Genomic DNA, 17,505 nt, shown 5'->3' on the forward strand with positions numbered 1-17,505 from the left:
TCGCCGTGGCCGGGTAAAAACGTCGGATGTGTTCGGATTAGAGCGGTAATCGGTCAATGATGCGGTCAACGATTGTCGGTTCGTCGCTTTCTTCCTCCGGGTCGGGAATGACGCGCTCGTCGGGTTTGATGAGGGTTCTTCCGTCTTCTTTCTCGGCGTCGATGAGGCCGTCCTCTTTGAGGTTGCCCAGCGCGTCCTCCAAATCGTCAATATCGACATCAACCTGCGTCCGAAGTTCGAACACCGTCATCCCCTCCTCGTGCCGGTCTACGAGGGCGTCGAGTACCCGGACTTCGATGTCCGTGCGGCGTCGATACTCCCGCTTGGCCTTCATATCTGTCTCTATGTCACCCCGGGTTTTAGCCTTACCTGCGATTCGAGTTGTTGACTGAACTGATTCGCTATTTCTCCCCAATCTCCGCACTCGCATCCCGAAACAGTCCGTCCAAAATCTCGGGCGTCGTCGGATGATACGCCCGGTCTGGAATCTCTCGCACATCCATTTCCTGCTCCACGACCACCTGCATCGTCTTCGCCATCACGTCGGCGTGGTAATGTAGCCCCTGATAGCCCAGAACCGTGCCGTCGTCAGCGTCCACGACGAGTTTTGCGAGTCCTTCCGTGGCCTGTTTCGTTTTGAACACGCCGTCGTCGCTGGCCTGCCGTGAGACTGCGACGTAGTTGCGGCCTTGCGCTTTCGCCGCTTCTTCCGAGAAGCCGACGCGAGCGAACGGATACACGCCAGTTGCCGAGAAGATGACGTGGTGGTGAACGTTTTCGTAGGGTTCGAGACTCTCTCCGCGAGCGTGCGCGAGGATGTTTTCGGCGGCTTTGAATCCCTGTTCTTTGGCGACGTGTAAAATCGGTTCTTTACCGTTTACGTCCCCGACGACGAATGTTCGGGGGTCGTCGCGGGACTGCATGGTGTCTTCAACCCACCTCGATTCGGGTTCGAGACTCGTATTCTCCAGTCCGAGTCGGCCGAGATTGGGCTGGCGGCCGGTGAACAAAAATAGTTCGTCGGCCCCAATGGCGCGCTCGTCGCCGTCCTGTTCGACGTGGAGCCGAATTCCGTTTTCCGTGGGTTCGACGCTCTTCTCGTCCGTGTCGGTCAGAATTTCGACGCCGAAATGGTCGCGGTAGATGTCGAGCAGTTCGTCGCCGAACGCCGGGTCGGCCTCGTCCAGCGGTCGCTCGTCGTGCTCGATGACGGTGATGTCCATCCCCGCCGCCTCGGTGAGGTAGGGCACGAGTTCCAATCCGACGTAGCCGAATCCCATTACGACGCCCGAGTCGGGGAACTGAGTCGTATCCAGCACGTCCGCGCTGGTCATGAAATCCACGTCCTCGATCCCGGGCAAGTCGGGAACGTTCACGACCGACCCGGTGGCGATGACGACGTAGTCCGCCTCGATTTTTTCGTTTCCGATTCGAATCGTGTGGTCGTCCACGAAGCGGGCGGAATCGTGGTAGAATTCGACGTTCTCACGTTCCGCGAGGTCGCGCACCGCGGCCCGGCGGTGTTCCGCAAAACTGTAGATGTGTTCGTTTTTCGTGTTCACGACTGACTGCAAATTCACCTCCGGCGTCCTCGACAGTCGCGGGTCGTGCCGAGCGTGGAACTTGTGCGCCGAGGCCGACAGCACTTCCTTGGAGGGCATGCACCCGCGGAGGATGCACAGGCCACCGCCGGGTTCGCCGTCGTCTACGAGGGTAAGTTCAACCCCCGGTTCGTCCGCGAGTTCGTCGGCGACTGCGACCCCCGCGCTTCCATACGCTCCGATTATTGCGACCTGAATGGTCATATGGGTGTGACAAGGTGTGCTGGGACATTATCGTTTGAGGTGTCGGTTCAGATGGCGGGTAGATTGGTTCGTTGAAGTGGGAGCAGAAGAGTTTGTCGAGGTTTGGTACCGAGGAGTTTTGGAGATTTGATGTGAGGAGTTTTGGAGATTTGGTGCTAGGTAATCACGACTCCACTGAAAACCGCCACAGCACCGCAACTACGGGCCACACACCTCCCCAACCGACTGCGCTTCTCAGTCGCTTCGCTCCCTGCGATGCTCATCCCTCGCAGGGAGCGAAGCGAGGAACGCAGTCGGTTGGGGAAGCGTGTAGACGGATGCGGTGGCGGTGCGGTCTGATTGGAATCGTGATTTCTGTATCACAATCCAACCCGGTTTTTGTCTACTGACATAAGAACGAATCAAACAGCAGACTCAGAAAAACGATCGAAAATTTCAGCTTGTGAGCGCTATCGTGAAATTTCGCTCACATCGGATCCAACGACCCGTTCGACCTCCTCTCGCGTCACCACGGCCACGTCGCCGGGAATCGTGCGTTTGAGCGCCGCAGTCGCGGAACCGTATTCGAGTGCCGTTTGCACGTCTTCCCCGTCCAGTCGGCAGGCGAGGAACGCGCCAACGAAAGCGTCCCCGGTGCCAATCGGGTCAACCGTCTCGGTGTCGAAGGCCGACTGCTCGAAAACCTCGCCGTCGTGAAACGCCAGCGCGCCCGCAGAACCGCGGGTGACGACGACCGTTTCGAAGTCCCAGTCGGCGGCGAGTCCGCGGGCGATTTCCTCGGCGTCGCCGGAGCGTCCGAGCACGTCGCGGGCGTCGCGCGCCGCCGTCACGAGCAGGTCGATTGCCGGGAAGAGGTCGGTCAGGCTCTCGCGAGCCTCGACAGGCGACCAGAGCTTCGAGCGATAGTTCACGTCGAAAGCGGTCGTCGTTCCGGTGGCTTGTGTGTCCTGAAGCACCTCGCGAGTGGTCGATTCGAGGGTCGAAGAGAGGGCGGGCGTGATGCCGGAGGTGTAGAAAATTTTCGCGTCTCGAATCGAACCCAACGGGAGGTCGTCGAGTTTGGTCGTGGTTACCGCGGCGTCGGCCCGGTCGTAGATGACGTTGGTTCCGCGCGGGTCGGTGCCGTGTTCGAGATAGTAGGTTCCCTGTCGTCCCTCGTCAGTCCACGCGATGTCGGTGTCGATGCCGTACTGCCGGAGTCCGGCGACGACCCGCCGACCGAGGGGAGAGTCCGGGAGTTTCGATGTCCACATCGTTTCCGCACCGAGGCGATTTGCCGCGATGGCGACGTTGCTTTCCGCGCCCGCGGCCCGGAGTTCGAGGGTCGAAGTACTCTCGATTCGCTCACTGTTCGGTGGTGAGAGGCGCAGCATCGTCTCGCCAAACGTCACGAGGTCGGTCATATGCGCGACATTGTCCGCGGAACGCATAGTTCGCCCGGTAGGATGTGCTGGTGGAGGAGTGAAGACGGTAATAGAGAGGAGATAGCAGGTAACGGAGTGTAACTAGCAGACAACGGAGAGAAAGCAGTAGACGAAAAATTGTCGGTGAAAATCCGAATCGACGCAAAGTATAATGTTTGTTAGCTAACTACATACGAGCGGCGAAGAGGGGAATGACGAAGCGAGAACCAAAACGACCACGAAATCAGAAATTTGATGCATTCGAGAGCGACCTCTGTGACGCCCTTTCCGACGTGTTCTATGCAATCGATAGTGAGTTTCGACTCCGGCGGTGGAACGACCGCCTGTCAGAACGAACCGGCTACAGCGACGACGAACTTGCCGAGATGAGTCCGCTGGCGCTCGTCCCCGAGGACGAGCGCCCGGTGTTAGAGAAAGCAACGCGGAAAGTGTTGGAACAGGGAGTCACCCAAACCGTCGAATCGCATCTGTTGACCGAGGACGGCCAGCGGATTCCACACGAGTTCAACGGGTCACCCATCACGGACGAGAGCGGAACCGTCGTCGGACTCGCGGGAACGGCCCGAAACATCGCGGAGCGAAAACGACGCGAAAACGAACGCAAGCAGTACGAAACCCTGTTCGAGACGATAAACGACGGCGTGTTCGTCCTCGATGCAGACCTCCGATACACCGCCGTCAACGACGCATTCGCGGCGATGGCCGGGTACGACCGAGACCAGTTGCTCGGCCTGCATGCCTCGGTGCTGAGCACCGAGGAAGATTTCAAGCGAGGCGAACAGTTGGCGGTCGAAATCACGAGCGGCAAGCAAGACGTTGCGGCGTTGGACTCCGAACTCGTCAGAAAAGACGGGGCACTGCTCCCAGTCGAAACGCGGTTTGCCCTTCTCCAAGCCGACGATGCCGAAACCGTCGTCGGCGTCGTCCGCGACGTGAGCAAGCGAAAGCGCCGCGAGCGAACGCTCCGCAAGCACCGTGACGAACTGGAGACACTGAACCACATCAACGTCGTCATCCGCGAACTCGTCTGGGCACTCGTTTCGGCAGCGACACGCGAAGAAGTCGAACGAACAGTGTGCGACTATCTCGCCGACTCGGATCTCTATCGGTTCGCGTGGATTGGCGAACGAGACAGAGATACCGGCGGTGTCGCCGTCAGAACGGAAGCCGGGATCGACGACGGTGCGCGGGAACTGTTCGAAGCGGCGAATAGCAAAAACGACTGGGAACGCCCGGCCAGCGAAGTCCTCCACACCGGGGAGTTAACCGTCATCAACGACATCGAATCCGACGAGCGATTTCCGGCGTCGGTACGGCGAACCATCACCGATAGCGCGGTTCGCTCCGGAATCGCGCTCCCCCTCTCGCACGGCCAGACGGTTTACGGCGTCCTCGCCGTCTACGCCACCCGAACCGACGCCTTCAGCGAGCGCGAGGCAGTCGGATTCGAAGCCCTCGGTGAACTCGTGGGGTTCGTCATCGACGCCGTAGAAAGCAAACGATTGCTCTTCGCGGACAGGGTGGTCGAACTGGAGTTCCGCGTCACCGACGAACGGTCATTTTTCGTCTCCCTGTCGAAGGAGTTCGGTGCCACCTGCGCCCTTGAAGAGATAGTTCCGGGAGAGGCCGGGACGCTTCTCGAATACGGTCGCATCGAGGGTATACCGACGGACGACGTACTCGAACGCGGTGAGGAGTCCAACCATATCGAGCGGATTCGAGCCATCGACGAGACGTTGTTCGAGATGACGGTAGTCGGAGCATCGCCGGTGCTGACGCTGACGGAACTGGGCGGATCGGTGACGGAGGCGGTCGTGGAGGACGGTGCGGCGCGAATCGTCGCCGAACTGCCCGCAGACGTGGACGTTCGGAACGTCGTCGAAACGTTCAAAGGCATGTTTCCGTCGTCCGAACTGATGGGAAAGCGCGAACGAGAGCGACCCACAGAGACCGTGGACGAACTCGTGGCCGACCTCGAAGGCGACCTCACCGAGCGTCAACTGGCCGCACTTCGGGCGGCCTACATGGCCGGATATTTCGACTGGCCGCGTGCCAGCACCGCCGAGGACGTCGCCGACGCGCTCGGCATCTCGTCGCCAACGCTCCACCAACATCTACGAAAAGCGGAATCGAAGGTGTTCAGTTCGTTTTTCGCGGAATGATTACCACGGGGCGAAATTCGGGTCAACTTCTCGGCTCGTGCGGTCGATATCGTCGATTTTCGTCACGTCCTCGTCGTCCAGTTCGAGGTCGAGTGCGGCGAAGTTGTCCTCGATGTGGTCTTCGCCGGTCGCCTTCGGAATGGCGACGACGTTCTCTTTCTGCATCACCCACGCGAGGCTGACCTGTGCTTCGCTGACGCCGTGTTTTTCGGCGATGTCGTTCAGCTCCGGCACGTCGAACACCTCGCCGCGGGCGAGCGGCGAGTAGGCCACGAGTTGAATGTCGTTTTCGACCGCGTAATCGTGGAGTTCGTCCTGCTGAAGCAGCGGATGCATCTCGACTTGATTGGCGAAGAGAGGTGCGTCGAGGATTTCCTGCGCCTCGGCCAGATGTTCTGGTTCGAAGTTGCTCACGCCGACGTGTTCGATTTTGCCTTCGTCGTACAGTTGGTCGAAGGCCGCGAGGGTTTCTTCTGCGTCGTACTCGCGGGCGGGCCAGTGGACGTAGAGCAGATCTACGTACTCCGTCCCGAGTTTGTCGAGGCTGGTTTGGGTCGTTTCCAGTACATCGTCGTGTTCTAAGTTGTCAATCCAGACCTTGGTGGCGAGGAAGAAGTCCTCGCGGGAGACGGACGATTCTTCGATTCCTTCGCCGACGTACTCCTCGTTGCTGTAGGCCTGTGCCGTGTCGATATGCTCGTAGCCGAGGTCGAGGGCGTATTTCACACTGTGTGCGCAGTCCTCGCCGTCGGTGTTCTGCCACGTTCCGAGTCCGAGTTTCGGAATGCCGTCGCTATCATCGTATGACATCGTATTCACAGCAAGGGCGAGCAATAGGAAAGCGGTTGTGGCGGCGGAAATTCCGGCGGGATTCGAAACCAGTAGTGTGGAGTGGAATTTGTGGAATCAGGAGGCATTGTCAATCGAATTGGTGTAGGCTTGGAGATAGCAAGTTACGACTCCAATCAGACCGCCACCGCCCACACCCTCCCCAACCGATTCCTTCACCCACTGTCGCTCGTTTCAGTCATCCACCATCAGAGGCAAACTCTGATGAGCCATTCGCTCGCTCCGGAAGAGCACAGCTCTTCCGTGCTCTCGTTCGCTCCTCCGTCACTCACGAGAACTCCTCCGTCGCTCACGAAGACCTCGCGCGATTTTAGTGCGGAACCTCGGACGTGGAGTCCTCGGTTCTGCACCAGCACGCGCCACATCGCTTGACTACCCAGTCGCAAGGTAGCGTCAGCGCGAATCGCACGAGGGCCGAACGCCAGTGAGGCGTGAGTGCAAGCCCGCGCTGGCGGGGGGGTCTGGGGAGACTGCGGTGGCGGGCCTTGGCGGATGAAGGGCGAAGGAGAGAACGACGAGCGGAGCGAGGAGTGAGCGACTGAGGGCTTCGTTTGGAGTCAGCAACTTCGGTCCCCACTACAGGCTGTGAATCGATTCAAATCAACACCACACATTCCCCGAGCAAATTACGACCACAAAACCCACCAAAGTCACCCAAAAATCCACGACGAAAACATCCCTTTCGCAGTACTTAACCCGGTACCGACAGACACCTCGTGTATGCGAATCGCACTTTTGGGCGGGACTGGCGACATCGGACAGGGACTCGCGCTCCGCTGGGCGTTCGACACCGACCACGAGGTCGTCATCGGGTCGCGCGACCCCGAAAAGGCCCGAACGAAGGCCGACGAGTACGAAACCGAACTCGACAGCTTGAACGTCTCGCGCTCGATTAACGGCTTCGCCAACGAGATGGCCGCCGAACGCGCAGACGTCGTGGTGCTGGCGGTGCCGCCGTTCCACGTCCGGGATACGGTCGAATCGGTGGCCGACCGACTGGACGACGTGGACGTGCTGGTGACGCCCGCAGTCGGGATGAACCGCGAGGAAGACGGATTCCACTACAAACCGCCGAAAGCAGGGAGCGTGACGGAACTAGTGGCCGAAACCGCACCCGAGGATGTCCCGGTCGTCGGCGCGTTCCACGGTCTTTCGGCGGGGCGACTCGCCGACCTCGAAGCCGAACTGTCGCAGGACACGCTCCTCGTGGGCGACGACGAGGACGCAAAGGAGACGGTCAAACTGCTCGCAGACGGAATCGAAGGCCTGCGGCCACTGGACGCCGGTGGTCTGGCAAACAGCGCGGAAGTCGAGAGCATGACGCCACTGCTCATCAACCTCGCAATGAACAACGCAGGACTGCACGACGTGGGCGTCAGGTTCGAATAGCGCACCGTTGCCGATTCAACTGACACAGTCGCTCAGGGAGTAGCGAACCGAAAAACGTTGGTTGTTGGTTATCGATTGCCGATTTTCGACTTTTCAATGTTCCGACTTACGCGCCTGCTTCTTCGAGGACGCGCTCCAAGTCGTCGCGTTGGGTGACGCCGACGAATCGCTCGACGACGCCCTCGTCGTCTTCGATGACGATGGTCGGAATCGAGCGCACTTGGTATTCGTTGGCGACGTCCTGATGCTCATCTACGTCCACTTTCTCGAACTCGACGTCTCCCCAGTCCTCTTGGAGGTCGTCGAGAATTGGGTCTTGCGTCTTGCACGGGCCACACCAATCTGCGTAGAAGTCGAGTAGCTTGACGGTCATCGTCTCTCTGTCGAGATTCCGTCGCCGCGTGCATAAGGGTTTCTCACTCTGCCAACTCTGCCGCCTGTTTTCATGATGCGACGAACACTGAAACCCCGGATATAAGGTTCTACCGTCCGATTTTGACATATTTCAGTCGGATACGATTGCTGTAACATCGTGGAGCGTCTCCACCTCGTAAGTCGGAGTCACGGCAAGGTTCAGGTTGGAGCAGTGCGCTCGGCGGACGAACGCCGAATCCATGCCCGCGCGGTGGGCCGCGACCACGTCGCTTTGGCTGTCGCCGACGTAGAGTGCGGATTCTGCGTTGAGGTCGGCGAGTGCTTTGTCGAGATAGTGCGGATTCGGTTTCTTCCACCGGAGGCTGTCGATGGCCTTGGGGCGACCGTAGTAGGTGTCGAACAAAGAGTGCAATTCGAAGAACTCCAAGATGAACTCGATAGTGCTGTGGTGGTTGTTGCTCACGAGGGCACAGGAGATTGGGTGGTCGGAAAGCGCGGAGAGTGCCGAAACGTCGTCGTAACAGGTTCGAACGCCTGCTCTGAATTTCTCCAGTTGCGACTGCTCGTCGTGGTATTCGCGCGCTTCCCAGAAGGACTCCGGATCGAGGTTGTAGGCTGTACAGATTTCTCGGAGTCCATCGACGGTGATGCCGCTAATGACCGCATCGAGATAGTTTCGGTCTACGTCCGCGACGCCAACCGCTTCGAACGCGGTTCGTGTAGCCTCGGCTTGCGTGTCGTAAGCAGGTGGTTCGACGAGGACGCCGTCGTTGTCGAAGATGACTGCGTCGTATTCGGTCATCCGCTGTCGTCTCCGTGCATCGTCGGGCTAAATTTCAACATCCAGAGTGGCCGATTAGTTGTCTCAATTGAAATTCTTTGTTGGTACTTGCTGAAACGGAGAGCGAAAGGAGACGACAAATCACTCAGTCGATTTCGGCAAGCCGTCGTTCCATCTCTTCGTCCATCCACGCCGCGAGTTCCTCGGGCGACTCATCGAGGAAGTCCGCCCATTTGTCGAAAACGCCGGAATGGCCGAGGAACCGAACCGCCGCATAAACCGGACGGCGGGATTCGAATCCCGGCGGAAATCCGCCTGCTTGCTCGCGGTAGCCGTCGTAGAACGCGGAGACGAGTTCTTCGGGAGCGTCGGCGCGAAGCGAGCCGAACTGCAAATTTTGGGTGCGGTAGATTTCCCGAACCGGGTCGCCGACGTGCCCGATTTCCCAGTCGAGAAAGCCGATTCCGCCGTCGGTGCCGAAGCAGTTCGGCCGGGCAGGGTCGCCGTGAAGGAGTGCGGCGGGTGCCTCGTCCAGCAGTTCACGATTCGTTTCGACGGCTGAAACCACCGCATCGAAATGGTGGTCGAAACGGTTCGAGGAAGCGATTTCCCGTAGTTCATAAACCGTGTCGATGAGAACGTCCGTCCATGGCCCCGTTTCGAGTTCGAGGACGGTCGCATCGCCGCCGACGATGTGGCCGTGATTTTCGAAACGAAGCGAGTGAACGGTCGCAAGCGATTTTCCGACTTGACGAGCGAGCGCGGCCCGCCGGGTCGCGCTCGCATCCGACCACAGGTGAATGAAGTTCTCTCCGGATACCGGTGCAGTAGCGAGATACGGAATCTCGTTTTCGGAATCAGAGGCGACAACTTTCGGCACGGCAACCGAGCAGTTTTCCCGAACGTAGTCGATGACCGCTTGCTCGCGGTCGATTCGGGTTCCGTCACCCTCGTTCGACATCTTCAGAAAGATGCTCTCACCGTCGGTGAAATCGATGCCGACGGTTCGGTTCTGGTCGTTCCACGACGGACCGGAAGACTTCACCTCGGCAACCTCGCGGTCGGAGAACGCGCGGGAGAGCACCGACGCGATTTGTTCGTCCATGGAGCGATGTTGTGCGTTCCCGATAAAGAAATATCGGTGACATTTTAGAACAATCGAACGGCAGCGGAGGCCGGTTTCGTCCGAAAACCATCGGACGACAATCGTTGCGAAAGGTTTACCCGGGATGCTATCGGAACCGAACGTATGAGCAGTGGTCAAAACTCCGGCGGACTGATGTCCAGCGCCGGACTCGTGCGATATTTCGATGCGGAAGACCGGAACGCGATTCGAATCAATCCGAAAAGCGTCTTCGCGTTCGGCATCCTCTTCGGCATCCTCATCATGGTGCTGAACGTCCTCGCAATCTAAACGAGTCCCTTTTGCCGACGTGTTTCCAACTCCCGGTATGAGTCTCAACGCTGGCGTTATCGCCGTCCAAGGCGACGTGAGCGAACACGCCGACGCGATTCGGCAGGCCGCCACAGCCCATGGCGAGACGGCCGATGTCACCGAAATCCGCCAATCCGGCATCGTCCCGGACTGTGACCTGCTCTGCATGCCCGGTGGCGAATCCACCGCCATCTCGCGCTTGCTCCAGTCGGAGGAAATCGCCCCGGAAATTCAGGCGCACGTCGAGGCCGGAAAACCGGTGCTCGCCACCTGCGCCGGGCTTATCGTGGCCGCCGCGGATGCCGGAGACGACCGCGTGGAAAACCTCGGTCTGCTGGACGTGACGGTCGAGCGCAACGCCTTCGGACGCCAAAAGGACAGTTTCGAGGCCCCGCTTTCCGTGACCGATCTTTCCGACCCGTTCCCGTCCGTGTTCATCCGGGCACCGCTCATCAGCGAAGTGGGGGACGCCGAGGTGCTGGCAGAATGGGACGGCAGACCCGTGGCCGTGCGAGATGGCCCCGTCGTCGGAACCTCGTTCCATCCGGAGCTGACGCCGGACAGTCGGATTCACGGGCTTGCGTTTTTCGGCGACTGACGGCCCACCCTGCACCGCAGTGAGCAAGAGTTTTTGGCACTGGGTCGCTTCCGTTTGGCTATGGACGTTTCAATCGACGCGGTGCGCGTCGCCGCGACCGGGGACGGGCCGCTCCCGGTCGTCGTACTCGCGCCGAACGACGGCGACGACGTGCTTCCTATTTTCATCCGATTCGAAGAGGGTATCAGCATCGCCCGGGGGATGGAAGCCGAGGACATCGGGCGACCCCTGACCCACGACCTCTTGCTCGACGTGATGGAGGAACTCGGCGGGCGCGTAGAACGCGTCGTCGTCAGCGAACTCGACGACAGCACCTACATCGCCGAACTCCACATTCAGACGCCCCGCGGCCCCGAAGTCGTTGACGCTCGGCCGAGTGACTCGCTGGCGCTCGCATCGCGCACCAACGCGCCCATCGAAGTCGCGGACGAGGTGTTCCACCACGGCCAACAGGAGCGCGAGCAGTTCGACGAACTACAGGACATCAGAGAAGTTGCCCAAATTGGTGCGAAATAGAGCCATGGACGACGTACTAGACGACCTTTTCGACGTTATCGAGGACAGAAAGGAGACGCTCCCCGAAGACTCCTACACCGCATCGCTGTTCACCCACGAGAAGGGCCAGAACGCCGTCCTCGAAAAACTCGGCGAGGAGACGACGGAACTCGTCCTCGCCGCGAAGGACGACGACTACGAGGAAATCGCGCACGAGAGCGCAGACATCGTCTATCATCTGTTGGTGTTGCTGGCCATGAAGGATATGGATTTGGAGGATTTACGGTCTGAGTTGGCAGAGCGGGGATAAGGGCGGGAATGGGAGGTTTCGAACGGTTAAGCGAGAATCGGGCGATAAGTACTGGTTCGGTTTTGTGTGATTTACCTCATTGTAACGCTAGGTAATCACGACAATACATGACCGCACCCGGCCACTCCCTCCCCAACCGACTCGTGCGCTCACATTCGTTCGCGCACTCATCCCTCGCGCGAAAATTGGCAGACCCTCGGACGAAGAGTCCGAGGGTCTGCCGACGCACGCGCCACAGGGTTTGTATCGAATAGAAAACCCGAATGTTCCATATGGCGCGCGAAGGCGAACCGTGGTTCGCCCGCGCGAGGGATGACTGAGAAACGCAGTGACGAAGGAATCGGTTGGGGAGGGCGTGGCCGGTTGCTGTAGCGGTGGCGGTATTTGTTGTCGTGATTTGTTCCAACACAGTGGCAAAAGCAATGCAGTCTGTTCACAACACAGTGGCAAAAGCAACTCAGTACCAATTTACAAAACAACCACGCGAATCCCGTGTTCACTCCTGTCGCTCGAATCGGTGTCGGTAGACGGTCACATCGTCGTCCCATTCGAAATGATCGTGGGCGTGGTTTAGACGCTCGCGGTAGCCATCCAAATCTTCCGACCCCTCGGCCTGCGCATCTTCGTTGGTCAAATCGCCGAGTTTTCGCTCGGTCACTTCGACCACTTCGAATGTCTTGCCGGAAATGTCGAACGTGTCGCCCTCGTCTGCGTACTGGTCGCCGCGGTGCAACTGCGAGACGCGCCCGGAGGCGACTGCCTGTTGGATGTGCTCTGCTGGAAGGACGGTGTCGGCGTCGATTTCGGCCATACCGGCTATTCGGCCCGTGGACAAAAATACGCTAACTTTTCAACAGCGACCCGACCATCCCGCCGAGCGCGCTGTCGAGCGCCATGATGAACGCGACGAGAAGCGCGGCGGCGAAGATGCCGATGCCGCCGAACAGCGACCCGACGGGGCCGCCCGCCAGTCCGCCGACGACGGTTCCGGCGAGGCCCAAAAAGAGGGCGACGACGATTCCGCCAAGCGCCCCTGCGAGCAGGCCGTGCCAGAAGCCACTGCCCAACCCACCGCCTGCGACGTAGCCTGCGGCGAATCCACCGATAAGTCCGGCACCAATGTGGCCGATTCCGGGAACGGCGAACGCGACGACGCCCGCGATAACCGAGACGACGAAGCCGACGAAAACTGCGTACCAGTTCGTCATGATGTATTCCGTAGGCCTCGGACGAGCAAAAGTCTCCCGCCGAAACGGGCAGAGCGCGAGACGGAGTCGATTCGAAACAGAGTTGAACACAAAATGGAGTCGAACGACGCTATGGACGCCCTTTTAACCCGGGAGTCCATACGGATGACCATGATTTTCGAGACCCTACCGACAACGCCCACGTCGGAGGAACTCATCGACAAGGCATTTTCGCGGGCGGCACGGGCGGGGCGGGCCAAAAGCGGCATCCAAGCCCAGCAGTCCATGCTCCAGACCGCCTCGAACGTGCTTTCGGATAACCTGCAGAACGTCGTCACCGCGTGGCCGGACTTCGGCGAGGTAGACCCCTTCTACTACGAACTCGCGGACGCCGTAGTGGAAGTAGACGAGATTCGAAAGAGCCTGTCGGAAATCCAGTGGGCCTCACGAAAGACGAAAGAAATCGGCCGCGAGTACCAAGGCAAACTCCGCGGCGACATCAACTACACCCGAAAAGTTCGCAAGCAAGGGTTCGCCCGCCTCGCGGACATCGTGGAGGAAGTCGAGGACGACTTAGACCGCGTCGGTGCCGCACGGAACGACCTGCGGAAACTGCCCGAAATCAATCCCGACGACCCGACCGTGGTCGTCGCGGGCTACCCCAACGTGGGGAAATCCTCGTTCGTCAACGACGTCACCCGCGCACGGAACGAAATTGCAAAGTATCCGTTCACGACGAAAAGTGTCCGTGTTGGCCACTTCGAGCGCGACCACATCCGATACCAAATCGTGGACACACCCGGCCTCCTCGACCGGCCGGAGGACGAGCGAAACGCCATCGAAAGGCAGGCGGTGTCGGCACTGACACACGTCGCGGACTGCATCCTGTTCATGGTGGACGCTAGCGCGTACTGTGGCTACCCATTGGACGCGCAACTCGAACTCCGCGATTCGGTGGAAAAACAGTTCGGTGATGTGCCGGTGCTCACGGTGTGCAACAAAGCAGACCTCTCGACCGACGTGGAGGCAGACCTGTACATGAGCATCGAAGAAGACGACAACGTCACCGAAACCCTCGATGCCGCCGTGGAAGCCATCGGCTACGAACCCGAACTGCCGTTCGACGGCTAATCTGGCGCGAGTCGAGAGTTGGGAGAAGCGACCTGATACTCCTGAAATCGGACTCGAACTTCCGGCTCTTCTCCCGTTCGACTGGCAACCTGCCGTTGAATATCGGCCGCAACGGCCGGATACGTTCTGTTCGATGATTTGCTAAGCGTGACCGAGACGGTTCGAGCGGAATCGAACGGCCGACCGTCGTACTGGGTTCTGACTGCGACGACTTCCAACCCGTCGTACGCCGGTCGGTCGATAACTTCCTCGACGCTTGTCGTCGCCTCGCGTTCGAACGAGAGTTGAATGAACGTTCCCGCCAAAACGCCCGTCACGACGAGGACGAGCAGGGCAACCGCGGCGAACCGCGGAATCGTCCACGACGGATGATTTTCACCCGCATCCGTCTCAGAATCGTGGTCGTCCGACTGGTAGCCGAGATACCGAAGCGTGGCGATGACCGCGAGGTTGATGAAGATGAGCGTCATCGTCAGCAAGAGAGCGGAACCCAACGCCACGATGAGCGCGCCCCAGACGAGGGCGATACCGACCGTCGCGGCGGCGGGAAGCAGTGCCGCGGCAATCATCACGCCGACGAGCGCCGTCGGCCCTTTCGTCGTGAGCGCGAAGGCGGCGGCAGACCCCGCACCAAGACCGATGGCGACCGTAATCAGCGTCGGTGCGAGGCGGACGCTCACCAACTCTATCGAGGAGATTGCAAGCCCTGCCGGAGCGAATCCCGTCACGCGAAGAAACAAGCTGAACATCGCCGACGTGACGATGGCAACGACGAGGCCGACGACTTGCAGTTGAACGCTGTCGGACATCATTTTTCGGTCGTCGGTGACGACGCCGACGCCAGTCGTGAGAACCGGCCCGACCAGCGGGGCGATGACCATCGACCCGACGATGACGGCGGGCGAATCGACGAGCAATCCTCCGGCGGCGATAACCGCGGAGACAGCCACCAGCCAGACGAACGAATACAAATCGTAGGACATATCCCGAGATTTCGACCGGAGTTCGGCTGTCGCAAGCGGCGAAAAATCGCTCGCGTACCGGTTTTGCAGTCGCTCCATCGTCCCCGTCCTCGCGGTTTCTGCGGAACCGACGACGACGTATGACTCCTCGTCCAGACCCACTTCGCGGAGCGAGTCGAGAACGTCGTTGACGCCGTCAGTAGGGAGTGGAAACTCCACCAGCGTTCCGCCGGTTGCGGCGCTCGATGCAGTGGTGGTGACGTAATCGACCTCGCAGTCTTGGAGTACCTCGAAGACCGCTTCTTTCTGTTCTTCCGAGACGAAAACGTGAACTAGACGCACGAACGCACAACAAGACAGCGAAGCAAAAGCGTTCAGGCCGCCTGTCGAGTTGTATCGCTCTCCCGCGCCTCGTAGGTCACGACCACCTGCACGGACACCGTCACCGGCCCGGGTTCGACGTTGGTTTCTCCGCCAGCGTTTGCCGCTGTGGTCGTCCGTGCTTCGACCGGAACGAACGAGGGTTCGACGGTCGAAACGTTTCGCACGCCGACGACGGACAGATTCTCCGCGCCAGCAATCGTTTCCGCGTCGGTTCTGGCGGACTGCATCGCGGTTTCGAGTGCGGTCGCCCGGAGTTCTCGGGTTCGATTGTCCGACAGAGTAAATTCGACGCCGCTCACTTCGCTCGCGCCGTTCTGTACCGCCGTGTCGATGATTTCTCCGACACGAGAGGTATCGTTCACGGTGATTTCGAAGATGTGAATCCCGCGAAACTCGGGTTGGCTTTCGTCTCCGGATTGGTCTTCCGAGATATCGAACGAAACGGTTCGAATTTGCTCGTCGCCGATATTGGTTTCTCGGAGTGCGCTTTGCATTCGGGACGAGTTCTGCGCGAGCCGCTCCCGAACGGTTTCGGCATCGCTCGCGGACTGAACGACCGAAAGCAGTACGACTGCCTGATTCGGTTCCGATTCGGCTTCGCCGACCGCGGATACTCGAATCGTCGTGTTCGATTCGCTACTCTCACTCTGTGCCGCACCACTGGCTCCAGCCCCTATGGAACCGAAAAAGAGGAGAACCACCAGTGCTGTCGTGACTGCGCGTCGCATGGCGAACGAGAGACGAGGGCGAGAACCAAATAGCTCGGGCAGGAAGTGAATAGAATTCGGGCAGATTGCGAGCAGGGTTCAGGCCGACGTTTCTTCTATTTCGATGTACCGTACCTGCACCGCCACTTCGCGCCCGGTTTCGCGCTCGATTCGATTTTGGAGTCGAGTGGTTAGGTTCGGATAGCGTTCACCCTGCGGTCGCCCGACCATGACGATAACTCGACTTGGTTCTCGAAACGGCAACTCGCTCGTGTACGTGTTTTCCCCCATCGAGAACCTCTGCTGGTACTGTACCTGCATGTCCAATCGTTCCGCCTGCTGAAGCTGAGACGCGGAAAATACCTCCGTCACCGCCGTATCCGCCCCTTCTTCGAACTGTGCGTCCTGATAGGTGGAGTAGGTCACACCGCCGAGAAAAATCGAGAGGACGGCGAGCGAGAAAACCAAAAATCCGATTCGACGGATGGTTTCCTCCCGGGAACGCTCCAGCCTGAACCAACTGCGGGGCTGATAGCCCATGTACTGGAGCGTCGCAATCGCGGACAGATTGATGGACAGAACGTTCACCAGCACGAGGACGCCTGCCGCGAGCGCGACCATCGGTTCGCCCCACGCGATGCCGACGCCGACGGCGGCGGCGGGCGGGATAAGCGCCGCGGCAATCATCACGCCCACGAGTGCAACCGACACACCTGCGGCGAGGCTGACGATACCCGCCGCACCGGCACCGAGTGCGACGATGAGCGAGAGGAAATCAGGGGACAATCGTCCACTGATTTGCGAGATGGTAGTAACGTCCGTGTTCGGCGGAAAGAGGTACAGGTACCGAACGAGTAAGGCAAACACGGTCGCGCTGACGATTGCCGTAACGACACCCAGCAGTTGGAGTTTGACACCGCGAACGAACAGGTCGCGGTCGTCCAAGACGGTGCCGACCCCCGCACCCAATGCCGGGCCGACCAGCGGAGCGATAACCATCGACCCGACGACGACGGCGGGCGAATCGAGCAGGAGGCCCGCCGTCGCAACCACGGCACTCACCACGGTCATGAAGATGAAAGTTCGGAATCGAGGCGACATCTCGCGGGCTTTCGTGAGAATTTCGTCGCGGGCAATTCGGTCGCCGCCGTTTTCGGCGTCGTACCGCTTTTCTAACTGCTCGAACTGCCGCGAGGTGTCGGTTTCGGCGTCGATGATGACCGTGTGCGCCTCGTCGCTCAATCCTGCGTCGTGGAGTTTGTCGAGAACCGGCTGAACCGCGTTCGGTGGAAGTGGAAACGTAGCGATTGCGGTGTATTTTCGCCCGCTCGTCTCGTCGGTGAGAAAGAAGTCGATTCCCTCGGCGTCGAGCGCCTGCACGACCGCCTCGCGCTCGCCCGTCGGGATAGAAACCTGTAGGAGTCGCATAGTTCCCGGTGGGGTTCGCAGATTGATATAATCGCTGGCTCGAACCAGAAAACACGGCCGTTAAGCCCCATCGGAAAAAAAGG

General features: G+C 59.7%; 20 protein-coding genes. 7 read left to right on the plus strand and 13 right to left on the minus strand.

Features of this window, described 5'->3' with window-relative positions:
• Positions 1–37: 37 nt before the first annotated feature.
• From HL45_RS14580 to kdgK1, 4 genes are all read right to left on the minus strand, one after another.
• The gene (locus HL45_RS14580; RefSeq protein WP_049971779.1) at positions 38–334 is read right to left on the minus strand and encodes a DUF6432 family protein; all 297 of its coding nucleotides are present in this window, start codon (positions 332–334) and stop codon (positions 38–40) included.
• Positions 335–401: 67 nt separating this feature from the next.
• Positions 402–1,805 (minus strand): dihydrolipoyl dehydrogenase family protein, encoded by a 1,404-nt coding sequence (locus tag HL45_RS14585; RefSeq protein ID WP_049971780.1) that lies wholly within the window; start codon positions 1,803–1,805, stop codon positions 402–404.
• Between the two features lie 234 nt (positions 1,806–2,039).
• Positions 2,040–2,168, minus strand: coding sequence for a hypothetical protein (locus HL45_RS21830; protein ID WP_267879594.1), 129 nt, complete (start codon positions 2,166–2,168; stop codon positions 2,040–2,042).
• Positions 2,169–2,254: 86 nt separating this feature from the next.
• Positions 2,255–3,208, minus strand: coding sequence for a bifunctional 2-dehydro-3-deoxygluconokinase/2-dehydro-3-deoxygalactonokinase (kdgK1, locus tag HL45_RS14590; protein ID WP_049972066.1), 954 nt, complete (start codon positions 3,206–3,208; stop codon positions 2,255–2,257).
• Between the two features lie 212 nt (positions 3,209–3,420).
• On the opposite strand from kdgK1, the gene HL45_RS14595 reads away from it, so the two are divergent.
• The gene (locus HL45_RS14595) at positions 3,421–5,391 is read left to right on the plus strand and encodes a bacterio-opsin activator domain-containing protein (RefSeq protein WP_049971781.1); all 1,971 of its coding nucleotides are present in this window, start codon (positions 3,421–3,423) and stop codon (positions 5,389–5,391) included.
• Here HL45_RS14595 and HL45_RS14600 read toward each other — a convergent pair whose 3' ends face one another.
• A complete protein-coding gene (locus HL45_RS14600; RefSeq protein WP_049971782.1) occupies positions 5,392–6,201 on the minus strand; it encodes an aldo/keto reductase in 810 nt (269 codons plus the stop codon).
• Between the two features lie 759 nt (positions 6,202–6,960).
• On the opposite strand from HL45_RS14600, the gene npdG reads away from it, so the two are divergent.
• Positions 6,961–7,629: an NADPH-dependent F420 reductase gene (npdG, locus tag HL45_RS14605; RefSeq protein ID WP_049971783.1), complete on the plus strand. Its 669-nt coding sequence runs from the start codon at positions 6,961–6,963 to the stop codon at positions 7,627–7,629.
• A 106-nt stretch (positions 7,630–7,735) separates the two neighbouring features.
• On the opposite strand, the gene HL45_RS14610 is transcribed toward npdG, so the two are convergent.
• From HL45_RS14610 to HL45_RS14620, 3 genes are all read right to left on the minus strand, one after another.
• Positions 7,736–8,131, minus strand: coding sequence for a thioredoxin family protein (locus HL45_RS14610; protein WP_267879595.1), 396 nt, complete (start codon positions 8,129–8,131; stop codon positions 7,736–7,738).
• 3 nt (positions 8,132–8,134) lie between these two features.
• A complete protein-coding gene (locus HL45_RS14615; protein WP_049971785.1) occupies positions 8,135–8,806 on the minus strand; it encodes an HAD family hydrolase in 672 nt (223 codons plus the stop codon).
• Positions 8,807–8,930: 124 nt separating this feature from the next.
• Complete coding sequence (locus HL45_RS14620) at positions 8,931–9,890, minus strand: phosphotransferase family protein (protein WP_049971786.1); 960 nt, start codon at positions 9,888–9,890, stop codon at positions 8,931–8,933.
• Positions 9,891–10,034: 144 nt separating this feature from the next.
• On the opposite strand from HL45_RS14620, the gene HL45_RS14625 reads away from it, so the two are divergent.
• The 4 genes from HL45_RS14625 to hisE are packed head-to-tail and all read left to right on the plus strand — an operon-like array spanning position 10,035 to position 11,623.
• Positions 10,035–10,199: a preprotein translocase subunit Sec61beta gene (locus HL45_RS14625; RefSeq protein WP_049971787.1), complete on the plus strand. Its 165-nt coding sequence runs from the start codon at positions 10,035–10,037 to the stop codon at positions 10,197–10,199.
• Positions 10,200–10,236: 37 nt separating this feature from the next.
• Positions 10,237–10,818: a pyridoxal 5'-phosphate synthase glutaminase subunit PdxT gene (pdxT, locus tag HL45_RS14630; protein WP_049971788.1), complete on the plus strand. Its 582-nt coding sequence runs from the start codon at positions 10,237–10,239 to the stop codon at positions 10,816–10,818.
• Between the two features lie 60 nt (positions 10,819–10,878).
• Complete coding sequence (locus HL45_RS14635) at positions 10,879–11,334, plus strand: bifunctional nuclease family protein (protein WP_049971789.1); 456 nt, start codon at positions 10,879–10,881, stop codon at positions 11,332–11,334.
• 4 nt (positions 11,335–11,338) lie between these two features.
• Entirely contained in the window at positions 11,339–11,623 is a 285-nt protein-coding gene (hisE, locus tag HL45_RS14640; RefSeq protein WP_049971790.1) for a phosphoribosyl-ATP diphosphatase, read from the plus strand.
• A gap of 496 nt (positions 11,624–12,119) precedes the next feature.
• Here the strand turns inward: hisE and HL45_RS14645 are convergent, their stop codons facing one another.
• On the minus strand, positions 12,120–12,434 hold the full coding sequence (locus HL45_RS14645) for an ASCH domain-containing protein (protein WP_049971791.1): 315 nt from the start codon (positions 12,432–12,434) through the stop codon (positions 12,120–12,122).
• Positions 12,435–12,465: 31 nt separating this feature from the next.
• Positions 12,466–12,831: a DUF5518 domain-containing protein gene (locus tag HL45_RS14650; RefSeq protein ID WP_049971792.1), complete on the minus strand. Its 366-nt coding sequence runs from the start codon at positions 12,829–12,831 to the stop codon at positions 12,466–12,468.
• 150 nt (positions 12,832–12,981) lie between these two features.
• Between HL45_RS14650 and HL45_RS14655 the strand changes: the two genes are divergently transcribed.
• Positions 12,982–13,941, plus strand: coding sequence for an NOG1 family protein (locus HL45_RS14655; protein ID WP_049971793.1), 960 nt, complete (start codon positions 12,982–12,984; stop codon positions 13,939–13,941).
• Here the strand turns inward: HL45_RS14655 and HL45_RS14660 are convergent.
• From HL45_RS14660 to HL45_RS14670, 3 genes are all read right to left on the minus strand, one after another.
• A complete protein-coding gene (locus tag HL45_RS14660; protein ID WP_049971794.1) occupies positions 13,938–15,245 on the minus strand; it encodes a DUF389 domain-containing protein in 1,308 nt (435 codons plus the stop codon). The genes HL45_RS14655 and HL45_RS14660 overlap by 4 nt on opposite strands.
• Before the next feature lie 32 nt (positions 15,246–15,277).
• Positions 15,278–16,015 carry an SIMPL domain-containing protein gene (locus tag HL45_RS14665; protein ID WP_049971795.1) on the minus strand — a complete coding sequence of 246 codons (738 nt, stop codon included), beginning with the start codon at positions 16,013–16,015 and terminating at the stop codon, positions 15,278–15,280.
• Between the two features lie 78 nt (positions 16,016–16,093).
• Positions 16,094–17,422 carry a TIGR00341 family protein gene (locus tag HL45_RS14670; RefSeq protein WP_049971796.1) on the minus strand — a complete coding sequence of 443 codons (1,329 nt, stop codon included), beginning with the start codon at positions 17,420–17,422 and terminating at the stop codon, positions 16,094–16,096.
• Positions 17,423–17,505: the final 83 nt, after the last annotated feature.

Origin of the sequence: Haladaptatus cibarius D43 (genome assembly GCF_000710615.1) — an archaeon.
In the GTDB taxonomy this organism is placed as follows: domain Archaea; phylum Halobacteriota; class Halobacteria; order Halobacteriales; family Haladaptataceae; genus Haladaptatus; species Haladaptatus cibarius.